General features: G+C 69.6%; 14 protein-coding genes. 9 read left to right on the top strand and 5 right to left on the bottom strand.

The features are described from left to right. Positions 1-1,197, bottom strand: a complete 1,197-nt coding sequence (locus tag ACYVO7_RS12350; RefSeq protein ID WP_460450121.1) for an amino acid ABC transporter permease — start codon at positions 1,195-1,197, stop codon at positions 1-3. A gap of 98 nt (positions 1,198-1,295) precedes the next feature. Continuing rightward, complete coding sequence (locus ACYVO7_RS12355) at positions 1,296-2,315, bottom strand: amino acid ABC transporter substrate-binding protein (protein WP_460450122.1); 1,020 nt, start codon at positions 2,313-2,315, stop codon at positions 1,296-1,298. Between the two features lie 267 nt (positions 2,316-2,582). Between ACYVO7_RS12355 and metC the strand changes: the two genes are divergently transcribed. Then, positions 2,583-3,770 carry a cystathionine beta-lyase gene (metC, locus tag ACYVO7_RS12360; RefSeq protein WP_460450123.1) on the top strand — a complete coding sequence of 396 codons (1,188 nt, stop codon included), beginning with the start codon at positions 2,583-2,585 and terminating at the stop codon, positions 3,768-3,770. Between the two features lie 27 nt (positions 3,771-3,797). Here the strand turns inward: metC and ACYVO7_RS12365 are convergent, their stop codons facing one another. Together ACYVO7_RS12365 and ACYVO7_RS12370 are read right to left on the bottom strand one after the other, a co-directional pair. Next, a complete protein-coding gene (locus tag ACYVO7_RS12365; protein ID WP_460450124.1) occupies positions 3,798-4,517 on the bottom strand; it encodes a transglutaminase-like cysteine peptidase in 720 nt (239 codons plus the stop codon). 144 nt (positions 4,518-4,661) lie between these two features. Then, entirely contained in the window at positions 4,662-5,693 is a 1,032-nt protein-coding gene (locus tag ACYVO7_RS12370) for a LacI family DNA-binding transcriptional regulator (protein WP_460450125.1), read from the bottom strand. A 95-nt stretch (positions 5,694-5,788) separates the two neighbouring features. On the opposite strand from ACYVO7_RS12370, the gene ACYVO7_RS12375 reads away from it, so the two are divergent. From ACYVO7_RS12375 to ACYVO7_RS12405, 7 genes are read left to right on the top strand one after another with little or no spacing between them, the layout of a single operon-like run. Beyond that, positions 5,789-6,676: a dioxygenase family protein gene (locus tag ACYVO7_RS12375; protein WP_460450126.1), complete on the top strand. Its 888-nt coding sequence runs from the start codon at positions 5,789-5,791 to the stop codon at positions 6,674-6,676. Positions 6,677-6,701: 25 nt separating this feature from the next. After that, the gene (locus tag ACYVO7_RS12380; protein WP_460450127.1) at positions 6,702-7,475 is read left to right on the top strand and encodes an SDR family NAD(P)-dependent oxidoreductase; all 774 of its coding nucleotides are present in this window, start codon (positions 6,702-6,704) and stop codon (positions 7,473-7,475) included. A 16-nt stretch (positions 7,476-7,491) separates the two neighbouring features. Next, a complete protein-coding gene (locus tag ACYVO7_RS12385; protein WP_460450128.1) occupies positions 7,492-8,391 on the top strand; it encodes a beta-keto acid cleavage family enzyme in 900 nt (299 codons plus the stop codon). Continuing rightward, the gene (locus tag ACYVO7_RS12390; RefSeq protein ID WP_460450129.1) at positions 8,388-9,398 is read left to right on the top strand and encodes a quinone oxidoreductase family protein; all 1,011 of its coding nucleotides are present in this window, start codon (positions 8,388-8,390) and stop codon (positions 9,396-9,398) included. The genes ACYVO7_RS12385 and ACYVO7_RS12390 overlap by 4 nt, the downstream gene beginning before the upstream one ends. Before the next feature lie 2 nt (positions 9,399-9,400). After that, positions 9,401-9,739 carry a cupin domain-containing protein gene (locus ACYVO7_RS12395; protein ID WP_460450130.1) on the top strand — a complete coding sequence of 113 codons (339 nt, stop codon included), beginning with the start codon at positions 9,401-9,403 and terminating at the stop codon, positions 9,737-9,739. 46 nt (positions 9,740-9,785) lie between these two features. Beyond that, on the top strand, positions 9,786-10,787 hold the full coding sequence (locus ACYVO7_RS12400) for an ABC transporter substrate-binding protein (RefSeq protein WP_460450131.1): 1,002 nt from the start codon (positions 9,786-9,788) through the stop codon (positions 10,785-10,787). 14 nt (positions 10,788-10,801) lie between these two features. After that, positions 10,802-11,818 carry an ABC transporter substrate-binding protein gene (locus tag ACYVO7_RS12405; protein WP_460450132.1) on the top strand — a complete coding sequence of 339 codons (1,017 nt, stop codon included), beginning with the start codon at positions 10,802-10,804 and terminating at the stop codon, positions 11,816-11,818. Between the two features lie 9 nt (positions 11,819-11,827). Here ACYVO7_RS12405 and ACYVO7_RS12410 read toward each other — a convergent pair whose 3' ends face one another. Next, on the bottom strand, positions 11,828-13,123 hold the full coding sequence (locus ACYVO7_RS12410; RefSeq protein WP_460450133.1) for a cystathionine gamma-synthase family protein: 1,296 nt from the start codon (positions 13,121-13,123) through the stop codon (positions 11,828-11,830). Between the two features lie 229 nt (positions 13,124-13,352). Here ACYVO7_RS12410 and ACYVO7_RS12415 point away from each other — a divergent pair, with 229 nt between their 5' ends. Beyond that, the gene (locus tag ACYVO7_RS12415; RefSeq protein ID WP_460450134.1) at positions 13,353-14,930 is read left to right on the top strand and encodes a cryptochrome/photolyase family protein; all 1,578 of its coding nucleotides are present in this window, start codon (positions 13,353-13,355) and stop codon (positions 14,928-14,930) included. The last annotated feature ends 43 nt before the right edge of the window (positions 14,931-14,973 follow it).

Genomic DNA, 14,973 nt, shown 5'->3' on the forward strand with positions numbered 1-14,973 from the left:
TCACCGTTCGACCAGCATCTTGCGGCGATTGTAGATGTTCATCACGAAGGAGGTCCCCAGGCTGATCGTGAGGTAGACCAGCATGGTGATGCCCACGACCTCGATGGCCTGACCGGTCTGGTTCAGCACCGTGCCGGTGAACACGTTGGCGAGGTCGGGGTAGCCCACGAAAACCGCAAGCGACGAGTTTTTGGTCAGGTTCAGATACTGGCTTGTCAGCGGCGGGATGATCACCCGCATGGCCTGCGGGATGATGATCAGCTTGGTGGTGGTCCGCGGCTTCAGGCCCAGCGCAAAGGCGGCCTCGGTCTGGCCGTGCGAGACCGCGAGGATGCCCGCCCGGACCACCTCGGTGATGAAGGCGCCGGTGTAGATCGTCAGGCCGAAGAGCAGCGCCAGGAATTCAGGCTGGATCACCATGCCGCCGGCGATGTTGAACCGGGTCGCCTGGGGATAGTCGAAGGTGAGCGGGCGTCCCGAGAGGAAGAAAACGACGAGCGGGAGCCCGATGACCAGGCCGAGCGTCACCCGGCCCACGGGCGCCTGCTGGCCGGTCTTCTCCTGGCGCTTGCGGGCCCAGATCCGGTAGGCGATCGCCCCCGCCACGCCGACCGCCAGCGACAGCCAGACGAAGTCGAAGGCCGGCTCAGGGTCCGGCCGGGGCGAGAACATGCCGCGATTGTTGAGGAAGATCCCGAAGGGGAGCTGGGCGCTGTCGCGCACGCTCGGCAGGGCCTTGAGGACGGCGTTGTACCAGAAAAGCAGCTGCAGCAGCAGCGGCAGGTTGCGGACGATCTCGACATACCAACGGGCCACGCCCGAGACGAGGATGTTCTTGGACAGCCGGGCCACGCCCATGGTGAAGCCGAGGAGCGTCGCCAGGACGATGCCCACGCCGGCGACCAGCAGCGTGTTGATCAGGCCGACCCAGAAGGCCTGGCCATAGGTGCTGTAGCGCTCGGAATAATCGATCATCGACTGGCTGATCGGGAATCCGGCGAGGTTGCGCCAGAAGCCGAGGCCGGTCGCGATGTTCTGCCGTCGCAGGTTCTCCATGGCGTTGCTGGCCGCCACCCAGACCAGGAAGGCGACGAACAGGCACAGGAGAAGCTGGAACACGACGCTGCGAACACGCGGGTCGTACAGAGGCGACACTTTCGGCCGCCCGGGAGCGACCTCGACTTGACCCGTTGACATGACCCTGTTCCCCACTCGCGATAGCCTGAAGCAAGCGTCGTTCCACCTGCGGCTATCGATGGCGGAGCGCGGTTGATCCGCGCCCCGCCCGTCTCAGATCAGCGGATCGGCGGAGCGTATTGCAGGCCGCCCTTGTTCCACAGCGCGTTAAGGCCGCGCTTGATCTTCAGGGGCGAACCCTGGCCGACGGTGCGCTCGAAGCTCTCGCCGTAATTGCCGACGAGCTTGATGACGCGGTAGGCCCAATCGTTGCTGAGGCCGAGCGCCTCGCCGAACTTGCCTTCCGTCCCGAGCAGACGCTTGATGTCCGGGTTGTCGGACTTCAGCATCGCATCGACGTTCTTCTGGTCGACGCCGAGCTCCTCGGCCGTGAGCTGGGCGTAGCCGACCCATTTCACGATGTCGAACCACTGGTCGTCGCCGTGCCGGACGGCCGGCCCGAGCGGCTCCTTGGAGATGATCTCCGGCAGCACCAGGTGCTCGTCGGGCTGGGCGAGGCGCAGGCGCTCGGCGTAGAGGCCCGAGGCGTCGGTCGTGAACGCGTCGCAGCGGCCGGCCTCATAGGCCTTCAGCGTCTCGTCCGAGCTCGCGAAGGTCACCGACTTCAGCTGGATCTTGTTGGCGCGGAAATAGTCGGCGAGGTTCAGCTCGGTCGTGGTGCCCTGCTGCACGCAGACCGAGGCGCCGTTGAGCTCGAGCGCCGAGGCCACCTTCAGGCTCTTGCGAACCATGAAGCCCTGGCCGTCATAGTAGTTGACGCCGGTGAAGTTCAGGCCCAGCGACGTGTCGCGCGAGATCGTCCAGGTCGTGTTGCGGACGAGGACGTCCACCTCTCCGGACTGCAGCGCCGTGAACCGGTCCTTGGCCGAGAGCGGCACGAACTTGACCTTGGTCGCGTCGTTGAGCACGGCGGCCGCGATGGCGCGGCAGAACTCGACGTCGAGGCCGGTCCAGTTGCCCTGGGCGTCAGGCTGGCCGAAGCCGGCGAGGCCGGTATTGGAGCCGCACTGCAAAAAGCCCTTCTGCTTGACGTTGTCCAATGTACCGGCTGACGCCGATCCGGCGACCAGCGCCGCGACGGCGCCGAACGCCGCCGATACGAAGAGATTGGTTCTCATCTGAAAAGTGCTCCCACTCCGGATTAATCGCCCCTGTTCAGGGGTCTGTATGCGGCGCAGCATGCGTTCATACGACGTTCTCGCATGGCCGGCATGTTCCCATCTCATTTGACTTTCGGCGAGCGGTCAAGGGCTTAACAGGCGCCGTCCCGCCGATCCCCGGACGAGGGGTCCGGCCGCCGTCGAACGGGTGGCGGGACTTGACGGACGACGCCGCCGCTGGCCCATTGCGGCCCAAGCCCTCCGACCAGCCCATGGACTTTCCGCATGAAGAAGCTCTCGCCCGAAGACCAGGCGCGTCTTGGCTCCCGGACCCGCCTCGTTCACGCCGGGCGCGACCCTTCCGAGCAGTTCGGCTTCGTCAACACGCCGATCTACCGCGGCTCCACGGTGCTCTATCCCACCTTCGACGACATCCGGAGCCGCCGGGGCCGGTTCTCCTACGGCACGAAGGGCACGCCCACGATCGAGGCGCTCGAAACCGCCTGGAGCGATCTCGCCGGCGCCGCCGGGACCGTGCTGCTGCCCTCCGGCCTCGCCGCAGTGGCGATCGCCCTGCAGTCCTGCCTCAAGGCGGGCGACCACCTGCTCGTCACGGATTCGGCCTATCAGCCGGCCCGGACCTTCTGCAACGGGTTCCTGGCCCGCTACGGCGTCGAGACGACCTATTACGACCCCGCCATCGGCGCTGACATCGAGCGGCTCTTCAAGCCGAACACGGCGGCGGTGCTGACCGAGTCGCCCGGCTCGCAGTCCTTCGAGATGCAGGACGTCCCGGCCATCGCCGAGGCGGCGCACCGGCGCGACATCTGCGTCGTCATGGACAACACCTGGGCGACGCCGCTGTTCTTCCGGCCGCACGCCAGGGGCGTGGACATCGCCATCGAGGCGGGCACGAAGTACCTGTCGGGCGGTTCGGACCTTCTCCTCGGCATGGTCTCGGCCAACGAAAAGTGGTTTCCGCATGTCAGGCGCATGTTCGACCTGATCGCCCCCTGCGCCGGCCCCGAGGACGTCTTCCTCGGGCTGCGCGGCCTGCGCACCATGGAGCTGCGCCTCAGGGAGCACGAGAAGCAGGCGCTCGAGATGGCGCGCTGGCTGCGGGACCGGCCGGAGGTGGAGCAGGTGCTGCATCCCGCGCTGGAGACCTGCCCGGGCCACGAGATCTGGAAGCGGGACTATCTGGGCTCGTCCGGCCTGTTCTCGATCATCCTCAAGCCCGCCTCGGATCGGGCTCTGGCCGCCATGCTGGACGACCTCCAGCTGTTCGGCATGGGCTTCAGCTGGGGCGGCTTCGAGAGCCTCGTGGTTCCGTTCGACTGCTCGTCCTACCGCACCGCCACGCAGTGGCGGCCGTCCGGCCCGGCGCTGCGCTTCCATATCGGGCTGGAGGACCTGGACGACCTCAAGGCCGACCTCGACGCCGGCTTCGCCCGGCTGCGCGCGGCGCTCTGACCGGAGCCGCGCCGGCCGGGCCCCCGCTCAGCGCAGGGGCGCGCTGGGCTTGGAGCCGAGCGGCGCCGCGGCGCGCCGCATGGCGATCAGGATCTGGCTCTGCGGCGCCGTGTAGACCCACTTCATGGGCGACGACTGGGACTGGCGGGTGAGGAAGAAGTAGCCCGTGCGCTTCCAGGGCCGCACGTCGTCGCGCTTGTTGTCGAGCACGACGTCGCCCTGGTCCGTCACCGCCACCAGCACCGCATGGCCCTCGCCCTGCTGGTCCAGCACCGCGGACATGAGCAGGCGGCCCGACGGCCACCCCTTGTCGATCAGCTTGCGGCGCTTCAGCAGCGCGATGTCCTCGCAGTCGCCCGAGCCGTCGGTCGGCAGCGTCCAGAGATCCGAGACGCCGAAATGCTCGAGGTCGGTCACCTGCGCGATCGAGGCGTTCACCTCGTCGTTCACGGCGACGAGTTCGGCCATGCGCTCCGGCCCGGCCGGGAAGGCGGCGACGTCGCCGGCGGGCTGGCACTCGGCGGGCGACCTCTCGCAGAAGGGGTAGAAGGCGCGCGGGGCCGGCGCCGTCTTGCCGACCGTCATCGCGGCCCCCGAACTCACGAGCGCCGCCGATGCGGTGGTCTCGGCGGCGGAGGGCCGGTGGGACGGCGAATGCCGCGGCTGGGCCGACGCGCCCTGGACGCCGATGAAGAGGCTGACCACGCAGCCCGTGATCAGCGGCGAAGCTCTCCGGAGCGCCCCCATGTGACCCCACCCCCAAGTTGCAGCGCAACAAGAGTGCTTGGGCGGAAGGCGCGCCGCTATCCGGGATTTCACCTAAGTCGGTGATCCTGCCAGGGGTGAGTCCTTCCGGCAACAGGTGAGCTCAAGCTGCCCGCCCGCGCCCCGTCAGCGCATCGGGACGGGCGCGGCCGTGGATCCGCGCACGATCAGCAGGGGCTCGGTCACGACCAGCGACGGCGCGCGGCCCCGCTCGGCGATCTCGCGCAGGAGGAGCCGCGCGGCCTCCAGCCCCATCTCCTGGTGCCGGATGCGCACGGTCGTCAGCGGCGGCTCCACCATGTCGACGAGCGGCATGTCGTTGTGCCCGACGATGGACAGGTCCCCGGGCCGCCGGAGGCCGAGCGCCTCGGCCGCCCGATAGGCGCCGAGCGCCAGGAGATCGTTGGCCGCCACGAGGGCGGTGAGGTCGGCCCGTCGCAGCAGCGCGGCGGCGGCCTGCTCGCCGGCCTCCCGCGTATAGGCGGACGCCACCTCGACGGGGCCGGGCGGCAGGCCCGCCTCGGCCATCCCCTGCCCGAAACCCTCCCGCCGCAGCAGCCCGGTGGAGAGATGCTGCGGCCCCGCCAGGTGGCCGATTCGCCGATGTCCCAGGCCGACCAGATGCGCGACGGCCATGCGCATGCCGGCCCGGTCGTCGGACACGACGGCCGAGACGCGCCCGCCCTGCTCCAGTCGGTTGACCAGCACCGTGGGCACGCCGGCCGCGAGGCACAGGCTGAGCACCGGATCGTCGCGGCGCGCCGTGGCCAGGATCAGCCCGTCCACGCGCCGGCCGATGAACTCCTCGACGATGGCCGCCTGCCCGTCCTCCTCCTGCCCGGCGTTGGCCACCAGCACCGAATGGCCCTGCTCCGACAGCGCCGATTCTATTCCCCGCAGGATCGGGCCGAACACCGGGTTGGCGATGTCCGGCACCACCACGCCCACCAGCCGCGAGCGGCCCGTCCGCAGCCCGGCCGCGAGCGCGTCGCGGCGGTAGCCCAGGCTGCTCGCCGCGAGGCGGATGCGCTCGACCACGTCGGCGGCCAGCATGTGGCTCGTCGCGGGGTTGAGGGCGCGCGAGGCCGTCGAGCGATGCACGCCCGCCAGGTCCGCCACCGACTGCAATGTCGGCGATTGCCGCCCCGTATCGCTCACGCCTGGCCCCTCGCCCTCTCTCCCGGTTCAGGTCTTGGCCGTTGACAGACCTGCAATCGATTGCAAAGTTTACGACCAACGCTCGGGGAGGAGCAATGATCGAAAACGAAGCCGGCGTCACCGACGCAGTGCTGGCCGCCATGTCCCGGACGCCCGACGCGCGCCTGCGCGCCATTATGGCGAGCTTCGTCAAGCACATGCACGCCTTCGCCCGCGAGGTCTCGCTCACCGAGGCCGAGTTCGAGAGGGGGATCGACTACCTCAACCGGATCGGACAGGCGACCAACGACCACCACAACGAGGCGGTCCTGTTCTCCGACGGCGTCGGCTTCTCCACCCTGGTCTGCCTGCTCAACAATGGGCGGAACGGGGCGACCGAGACCGCCTCGGCGCTGCTCGGGCCGTTCTGGCGCGCCAACTCGCCGCGCACCGAGAATGGCGCCTCGATCGTGCGTTCGCCCACGCCGGGGCCGCCGCTCTTCGCGCGGTGCACCGTGTCGGATCCGGCCGGCCGGCCGCTCTCCGGCGTCGAGGTGGACGTCTGGCACTCCAGCCCGCTCGGCTTCTACGACAACCAGGACGACACGCAGGCGGACATGAACCTGCGCGGCAAGTTCACGACCGACGAGCAGGGCCGCTTCGGCTTCCGCTCGGTCAAGCCCGCCGGCTATCCGGTGCCCACCGACGGCCCCTTCGGCGAGTTGCTGCGCGCCCAGCTGCGCCATCCCTACCGCCCGGCCCACCTGCACGTGCTCGCCTTCAAGCCCGGCTACAAGACCCTGATCACCCAGGTCTTCGTCGACGACGACGAGCACCTCGAATCCGACGTCGTGTTCGGCGTGACGCGACATCTGATCGGCGATTTCCGCCGCCACGAGGGCGATGCGCCGGAGCCCGGCGTGGAGGGGCCTTGGTTCAGCCTGGACTACGCCTTCGTCATGGAGCCGGGCGAGGCGGTCCTCCCCAAGCCGCCGATCAAGTGACCTCTCTCCACGCAGGCTCAATCGAATGACCGTTCCCCCCGCCCCGCCCGCATCTCTTTCCGACAAGGTCGCCGTCGTGGTGGGCGGCGCGGGAGGCATCGGCAAGGCCACCGCCGAGCTCTTCGCCAGGGCCGGCGCGCGGGTCGTGATCACCCACCGTCCCGGCGCCGACAAGGCCGAACAGGCCGCCCGGATCGTGGCGGAGCTCGCCGGCTCCGGACACGCGGCTTCGCCGGCCGACGTCGCCGACACCGCCACCCTCAACGCGCTGCGCGACGCCGTGGCGCAGCGCTATGGCCGCTGCGACATCCTCGTCAACAGCGCCGGCTTCACCAAGCCGGTGGCGCATGCCGATCTCGACGCGCTCGACGACGACCTCATCGACCGCATGTTCCAGGTCAACTGGCGCGGGCAGTTCGCCGCGATCCGCGCTTTCGCGCCCCTTCTGAAGGCCAGCGGCGACGGGCTCATCGTCTCGGTGTCGTCCATCGCGGGCGTGAACGGGGCCGGCTCCAGCATCGCCTATTCGGCGACGAAGGCCGGGATCGACGTGATGACCAAGTCCCTCGGGCGGGCGCTCGCGCCCGAGATCCGGGTGCTCGGCGTCTCGCCGGGCGTGGTCGACACCGGCTTCGTGCCCGGGCGCGGCGCCGAGTTCAACGCCAGGACGGCGGCGTCGACCCCGCTCAGGCGCGTGGCGACAGCCATGGACGTGGCCGCCGCCATCCTGGCCTGCGCGACCCACCTCACCTTCTCCACCGGCTCGACCCTGGTGGTCGATGGCGGCCGGTCGCTCTGATCCGACGAGACACATCATGCGCGAGCCCCTGGGCAAGATCTTCATCACCTGCGCGGTCACCGGAAACCTGACCCGGCCCGAGCAGACCCCGCATCTTCCGATCACGCCCGAACAGATCGCCGACGCCTGCCTGGGCGCGGCGGAGGCGGGCGCCGCCATCGCCCATATCCATGTGCGCGATCCGGCGACGGGCCAGCCCTCGATGGAGATCGGCTACTACCAGGACGTGGTCGACCGGATCCGGCGCAAGAACCCGGCCCTGATCCTCAACATCACGACCGGGCCCGGCGGACGCTTCGTCCCCTCGCAGGACGAGCCCAGCGTCGCGGCCCCCGGCACCACGCTGATGAACCCGGAGAAGCGCGTCGAACACATCCGCGCGCTGCGCCCGGAGATCTGCACGCTCGACCTCAACACCATGAATTCCGGCGGCCAGGTCGTCATCAACACGCCCGGCAATGTGCGGCGCATGGCCAGGATCATGGCCGAAGCCGGCTCCAAGCCGGAGATCGAGCTGTTCGATTCCGGCGACATCGCGATGATGCACGACCTGCTCAAGGACGGCACGCTGACCGGCCCCGCCCTGACCTCCTTCGTGATGGGGGTGAAATACGGCTTCCAGCCCACTCCCGAGACGGTGATCTATGCCCGCAACCTGCTGCCGGCGGACGCGCTCTTCACCGCCATCGGGATCGGCCGCCACGTGTTTCCGTCCGTGGCGCAGTCCTATCTGGCGGGCGGCCATGTCCGGGTGGGGCTTGAGGACGGCGTCTATCTGGATCGCGGCGTCCTGGCCGAGACCAACGCGGCCATGGTCGAGAAGGCCCGCCGCATCGTGGAGGATCTCGGGGCGCAGATCGCCACCCCCGACGAAGCGCGCCGCATCATCGGCCTGCGCGACAGGAGCCCGGCGTGACCGTCGGGACGGATGACGGCGTCCTCGCCACGGTCCTGCGGCTCGACGCCAAGGCCCCCGACGCCGAAAGCGTGGCGCCGCGGATCGAGCAGCGCCGGCTCGCGCCCGGTCCGGGAGACGTGCTGGTCGAGGTCCGGGCCGCGGCGGTGAATCCGTCCGACGTCAAGGCGGCGATCGGGATGATGCCCTATGCGGTCTTCCCGCGCACGCCCGGGCGGGATTTCGCCGGCGTCGTGGTCGAGGGCCCGGCGGGCCTGCTCGGCGCGGAGGTGTTCGGGTCGTCCGGCGATCTCGGCATCAGGCGCGACGGGGCCCATGCGAGCCATCTGGTCGTCGAGGCCGACGCGGTCGTCCGCAAGCCGGCCGGCGTCTCCCTGCAGGAGGCCGCCGGGATCGGCGTGCCCTTCGTGACGGCCCTGGAAGGCTACCGCCGGGCGGGCATGCCCAAGCCCGGCGAGGTCGTGCTCGTCATGGGGCTGAACGGCAAGGTCGGCCAGGCCGCCGCCCAGATCGCGACGTGGCGCGGCGCGCGGGTCATCGGAGTCGTCCGCAAGTCGGAGCCCTATGCGGGCCACGCCAGCGGGCCGGTCGAGGTGATCGATTCGTCGGCCGGCGACGTCGCCGCGCGGGTGCGCGAGCTGACCGACGGAAACGGCGCCGCGATCGTCTTCAACACGGTCGGCGACCCCTATTACCAGGACGCCCATCGCTCGACCGCCAAGCTGGGGCGCCAGATCCTGATCTCGGCCGTGAACCGGATCGTGGAGTTCAACATCTTCGAGTTCTACCGCGGCCGGCACACCTATGTGGGCATCGACACGCTGGCGCTCTCCTCGGTCGAGACCGCCGACGTGCTGCGCGAGCTGGCGCCCGGCTTCGCCGACGGGGCGCTCCGGCCCTTCCCGATCCAGCCCTCCGCCATTTACCCGCTGCGGGAGGCGGCGCGCGCCTATGTGGCCGTGCTCGGCTCCTCCCGCGACCGCATCATCCTCGATCCCAGGGCCTGACCATGCACCTGACCCGCTTCGACGAGGCCCCGGCCTATCATCCGCCCGAGCATTTCGACATGCGCTGCCTCATGCTCCAGGGCAGGGACGCCGGGCCGTCCGACACGCTCTGGCTCGGCATGTCGCAGATCCTGCCCGGCGGCCACACCAGCCTGAGCGCGTCCCCGTCCGAGAAGTTCTACGTCGTCGTCGAGGGGGAGCTCACCGTCGAGACGCCCGACGGCGAGACCGTCCTGCGCCCGATGGATTCCTGCCGCATCGCGCCGGGCGAAGCCCGCGCCCTGAAGAACAAGACCAACCGGCCGGTGATCGCCCTCCTGGCGATGCCGCTGCCCAAATGACCGCGCGCGGAAAGCGCGCCTTCGAACCGGTCCTGGGGAGGACGTCATGATCCACAAAGCCTTGTTGGCGGGCGCCGTCGTCGCCGCGCTCATGGCCTGCGGCCCCGCCGCGGCCCAGACCGAGACCAAGATCGGGATCGGCTTCGGCGTCGGCTTCCTGCCGATGTTCATCGTCGACGAGCTGGATCTCGTGGAGAAGCACGCCAAGGCCGCCGGCCTCGACGTCAAGGCGACCTATCAGCGGTTCTCCGGCTCGGCCGCCATGCAGGACGCGGTCCTCTCCGGCTCGGTCGACATGGGCGTCTACGGCGTCCCGGCCATGCTGATCGCCTGGGACAAGGCCCGCAACACGCCCTCCCAGGTGTTCGGGATCGCGGGCGTGAATTCCAGCCCGCTGGTGCTGCTCTCCAACAAGGAGGGCGCAAAGGACATCGGCGACCTCGCCCCGACCGACAAGATCGCCATGCCGGCGATCGTCTCGCCGCAGATGTACGCGCTGCAGATGATCTCGGAGAAGAAGTTCGGGCCGGGCCAGCAGGACAAGCTGAAGAACCAGGTCGTCGGCCTGCCGCACCCCGAGGCCGTGGCCGCCATGCTGAGCGCCGGCACCGAGGTGAAGGCCTATTTCTCGTCGCCGCCCTTCACCCAGATCGTGCTCGCCAGCGGCAAGGCCAAGCCGATCGCGACCTCCGAGGACGCCTATGGCGGGCGCTCCACCTTTCTGGCGCTGGGCGCCGCCAAGCGTTGGATCGACGCCAATCCGAAGATGCCGGAGGTCATGGTCAAGGCCATCGCGGAAGCCACGGCCATGATCCGGGAGCAGCCGGAGAAGGCCGCCGAGATCTACCTGAAGGTCGAGCCGTCCAAGACCATGGACGTGGCCAAGGTGGCCGCGATGCTGAAGGCCATGCCAGACGACTTCGGCGTGGAGGTCCATGGCGTGAAGACGGTGTCCGACTTCATGAGCCGGCATGGCGGCCTCAAGAACACGCCCGCAAGCTTCAAGGACGTGTTCCTGCCCGTCATCCATGGCACGGCCAGCAACTGACCCGGGAGTTCCCCATGCTCTCGCAAGGACCGCTCGCCCTGATGCGCCGCGCCTTCGCCGGCGCACTCATGGCGCTCGCCTGCGCCCTGCCCCTCCGTCCCGCGGCGGCCGAGCCGTTCCGCGTCGTCGCCTTCGCGGGGGCCTCCAACTGGCCCTTCTGGGTGGGACAGGAGAAGGGGTTCTTCAAGGCCGCCGGCCTGGAGCCGACGCTGGAGATCACGCCGAACTCGGTGGAGATGGCGAAGAACCTCCACGCCGGGCGCTACGACCTGGCGCTCACCGCCGTCGACAACCTCGTCGCCTATGACGAGGGCCAGGGCGAGACGGATCTCGGCGGCCCCGCCGACTTCGTGGCCGTGTTCGGCGTGGACAACGGCCTTCTCAGCATCATGGCCGAGCCGGGCGTCAGCCGGATCGCCGACCTCAAGGGCAAGGCCATCTCGGTCGACGCCATGACCACCGGCTTCGCCTTCGTGCTGCGCGACGCGCTGGCGCGAAACGGCCTCGCCGAGGGCGACGTCCAATGGGTGAAGGTGGGCGGCGGAGCCCAGCGGCTCGAGGCGCTTCTGAAGAACGAGCAGGCCGCCACCCTGCTCAACACGCCCCTCGACCTCGCCGCGGAGGCGAAGGGCTTCAGGCGCCTGATGCGCGGCCGCGACGCCGTCGGTCCCTATCAGGGCATCGTCGGCGCGGTGCGGCGCAGCGCCCTGGCGGACGGCGCGCCTCGGCTGCAGAGCTTCATCTCCGGCTTCCATGCCTCCGTGGCCTGGCTTGCGGAGCCGGCCAACAAGGCCGAGGCGATCCGCATCCTGACCGACCGCATGAAGGCCATGCAGGGTCCGCCGGCCGAGAAGGCCTATGCGGCCCTGCTCGATCCGGCGTCCGGCATCTACCGCGACCTCAGGATCGACCGGGAAGGCATGAAGACGGTGCTGCGCCTGCGCTCGGCTTATGGCGAGCCGCGCAAGGCGCTGTCGGATCCCGAGCGCTACATCGACGAGCGCCCGCGCGAGGCCGCCCTGAAGCGCTGACCGGCCGGCTCAGGCCGGCGGTCTCATCGCGTCCAGCGCCTGCGCCAGGTCGGCGACGAGGTCGTCCGCGTTCTCGATGCCGATCGACACCCGGATGGTCGCGTCGCTCACGCCCAGCCGGTCGCGGACCTCCTTGGGCACGCCCGAATGGGTGGTCGACGCGGGGTGGCAGGCCAGCGACTCGGTGCCCCCCAGGCTGACCGCGAGCTTGACGATCTGCAGCGCGTTCAGCACCCGGAACGCCTCCGCTTCGCCGCCCCGGACGTCGAACGAGAAGGTGGAGCCCGGCGCCTGGCACTGCGCCTCATAGGTCCGCCGCTCGGGCGAGCCCTCCGGCAGGAAGCCCAGATAGAACACGGAGCTCACGCTGGGATGCGCGGCGAGGAAGTCCGCGACCGTCCGGGCGTTGCGGTTGGCCGCCGCAAGCCGGATCACCAGCGTCTCCAGCGAGCGGCCCAGCATCCAGCACGAATGCGGATCGAGCTGGGTGCCGATCGCGGACCGCAGCAGCCGGATGGGGCGCATGTGCTCGGCCGAGCCCAGCGTCGCCCCGGCGATGAGGTCGGAATGGCCGCCGACATATTTCGTCAGCGAGTAGACCGACAGGTCCGCGCCATGCAGCAGCGGCTGCTGGTAGACCGGCCCGAGCAGCGTGTTGTCGCAGGCGATCAGCGGACGCCGGCCCTGCCGGGCCCCGATGGCTTCGGCCACCCGCCGGATCGCGGCGATGTCGACCAGGGAGTTGAGCGGGTTGGACGGCGTCTCGATGAAGATCATCGAGACCGGCCCCATCGCCATGGCGTCCTCGGCCGCCTGGCGCATCACGGCCTCGTCCACTCCGTCCGGAAGGGCGTGCGACTTCATGCCGAAATTGGACAGTGTCTTGGCGATCAGCGTCTCGGTGCCGCCATAGAGCGGCTGCGAGTGCAGGATCACGTCGCCCGGCCGGCAATGCGCCAGCAGGGTCGTGGCGATGGCCGACATGCCCGACGAGAACAGGAGCGCCGCCTCGGCGCCCTCGAAGACGGACAGCCGGTCCTCGACGATCTCGGCGTTCGGATGGTTGAAGCGGGAGTAGACGAGTCCCGCGCTCTCGCCCGCCGGCAGGGGCTTGCGCCCCGACACATAGTCGAAGAACTCCTTGCCGTGCTCGGCCGAGGAGAACACGAAGGTCGAGGTCAGGAACACCGGCGGCTTCACCGCCCCTTCCGAGAGACGCGGATCGAACCCGTAGCTCAGCATGAGCGTCTCGGGAGCGAGCTTGCGGTTGCCCAGACGGTCCTTGTGATAGCGTTGATCGGCCACGGCGGTCATCCTGCTCGGGGGGGAATGGAGCGGTTGTTGCAACCGATCCTAGCACCCCCGCCCCGCGCACGCGCGGGCCTTCGGCCTCGTCGGCGGGAACATGGCGGCGGCGTCCGCTAGGAACATCGGTCCTTCCGCAGCTCTTGCGACCTTTCGCCCCTTGCCGGCGCCCGAGCCTCACCCGAGATCGCAAGCGCCAGCGAGAGGTCGCCATGAGCCTGTATCCCGCATGACAACTCTGCGTTTCGTCCTGGGCGACCAGCTCACGCGCGATCTGGCGTCTCTCGTCGACATCGATCCCGGAACCGACGTGGTCCTGATGGTCGAGGTCGCAGAAGAGACGACCTATGTGGGCCACCACAAGCAGAAGATCGCGCTGATCCTGTCGGCCATGCGCCACTTCGCGCGCGAGCTGGCGGCGGATGGGATCGCGGTCGACTATGTCCGGCTGGACGACCCGGCCAATGCCGGCTCCTTCGGCGGCGAGCTCGCCCGCGCGGTCCAGCGGCATGCGCCGGACCGCGTGGTCCTGACCGAGCCCGGCGAATGGCGCGTCTGGGAGATGATGCGGGACTGGTCCGCCAGCCTGGGCGTCCCTGTCGAGATCCGCGAAGACGACCGCTTCTTCTGCACGCGCGGGCGCTTCGCCCGCTGGGCCGCCGACCGGCGCTCCTACCGCATGGAGTTCTTCTACCGCGAGATGCGGCGGGAGACCGGCCTGCTCATGGAGAACGACGAGCCGGCCGGGGACCGCTGGAACTTCGACCGCGAGAACCGCAAGTCGCTGCCCGCCGGCGCCCAGACCCCGCCCCGGCTTCGCTTCGAGCCGGACGCGATCACGCGCGAGGTCATCGCCCTGGTGGCCGAGCGCTTCTCAGGCCATTTCGGCGATCTCGACGCCTTCGGCTGGCCGGTGACCCGCTCCGAAGCGCTCGAGGCGCTGGCGCATTTCATCGCGGACGCCCTGCCCCGCTTCGGCGACTACCAGGACGCGATGAAATCGGGCGAGCCCTTCCTCTACCACGCCCTCGTCTCGACCTCGCTGAACTGCGGCCTGCTCACGCCGCGCGAGGTCTGCGTCGCGGCCGAGCGCGCCTGGAAGGCCGGGCGGGTGGAGCTGAACGCGGCGGAGGGCTTCATCCGCCAGATCCTCGGGTGGCGCGAATATGTCCGGGGCGTCTACTGGCTGCGCATGCCCGACTATGCGGCGACCAACGCGCTGGGCGCGTCCCGGCCGCTGCCCTGGTTCTACTGGTCCGGCGAGACGGAGATGAACTGCGTCGCCCAGGTGGTCGCGGACACGCGCCGCCACGCCTATGCGCACCACATCCAACGCCTGATGGTGACGGGAACCTTCGCCCTCCTGGCCGGGATCGCGCCCAGCCAGGTGGAGGAATGGTATCTGGCGGTCTACGCCGACGCGTATGAGTGGGTCGAACTGCCCAACACCCACGGCATGGCGCTGTTCGCCGACGGCGGCCTGCTCGCCTCCAAGCCCTATGCGGCGTCGGGAGCCTATATCGACCGCATGTCGGACTACTGCGCCGGCTGCCGCTACGACCCCAAGGTGAAGACCGGCCCCGGCGCCTGTCCGTTCAACCTGCTCTACTGGCACTTCCTGCTGGAGAACCGCGCCGCGCTCGGCCGCAATCCGCGCCTGGGCATGCCCTATCGCACGCTCGACGCCATGCCGGCGGCCCGCCGCCTCCAGATCGCCCGGGAGGCGAACGCCTTCCTGAACGGGCTTTCGCCCGATCCCGACTACCCCTCCGCGACCCGGCCCGCGCAGCTCGCCCTGGACCTGTGAGCAAGGCCGTGAGCGTCGGGCCGCAGGCCTTGCGAGCCAAATT

The sequence above is a fragment of the Alsobacter sp. SYSU BS001988 genome, assembly GCF_054796215.1.

What these genes read in the sequence shown, in the direction of transcription:
- ACYVO7_RS12375 (WP_460450126.1), top strand. Translation starts at nt 5,789, where the DNA reads ATGATCGAAAACGAAGCCGGCGTCACCGACGCAGTGCTGGCCGCCATG.
- ACYVO7_RS12355 (WP_460450122.1), bottom strand. Translation starts at nt 2,315, where the DNA reads ATGAGAACCAATCTCTTCGTATCGGCGGCGTTCGGCGCCGTCGCGGCG.
- ACYVO7_RS12400 (WP_460450131.1), top strand. Translation starts at nt 9,786, where the DNA reads ATGATCCACAAAGCCTTGTTGGCGGGCGCCGTCGTCGCCGCGCTCATG.
- ACYVO7_RS12405 (WP_460450132.1), top strand. Translation starts at nt 10,802, where the DNA reads ATGCTCTCGCAAGGACCGCTCGCCCTGATGCGCCGCGCCTTCGCCGGC.
- ACYVO7_RS12415 (WP_460450134.1), top strand. Translation starts at nt 13,353, where the DNA reads ATGACAACTCTGCGTTTCGTCCTGGGCGACCAGCTCACGCGCGATCTG.
- ACYVO7_RS12350 (WP_460450121.1), bottom strand. Translation starts at nt 1,197, where the DNA reads ATGTCAACGGGTCAAGTCGAGGTCGCTCCCGGGCGGCCGAAAGTGTCG.
- ACYVO7_RS12395 (WP_460450130.1), top strand. Translation starts at nt 9,401, where the DNA reads ATGCACCTGACCCGCTTCGACGAGGCCCCGGCCTATCATCCGCCCGAG.
- ACYVO7_RS12380 (WP_460450127.1), top strand. Translation starts at nt 6,702, where the DNA reads ATGACCGTTCCCCCCGCCCCGCCCGCATCTCTTTCCGACAAGGTCGCC.
- ACYVO7_RS12365 (WP_460450124.1), bottom strand. Translation starts at nt 4,517, where the DNA reads ATGGGGGCGCTCCGGAGAGCTTCGCCGCTGATCACGGGCTGCGTGGTC.
- ACYVO7_RS12385 (WP_460450128.1), top strand. Translation starts at nt 7,492, where the DNA reads ATGCGCGAGCCCCTGGGCAAGATCTTCATCACCTGCGCGGTCACCGGA.
- metC (WP_460450123.1), top strand. Translation starts at nt 2,583, where the DNA reads ATGAAGAAGCTCTCGCCCGAAGACCAGGCGCGTCTTGGCTCCCGGACC.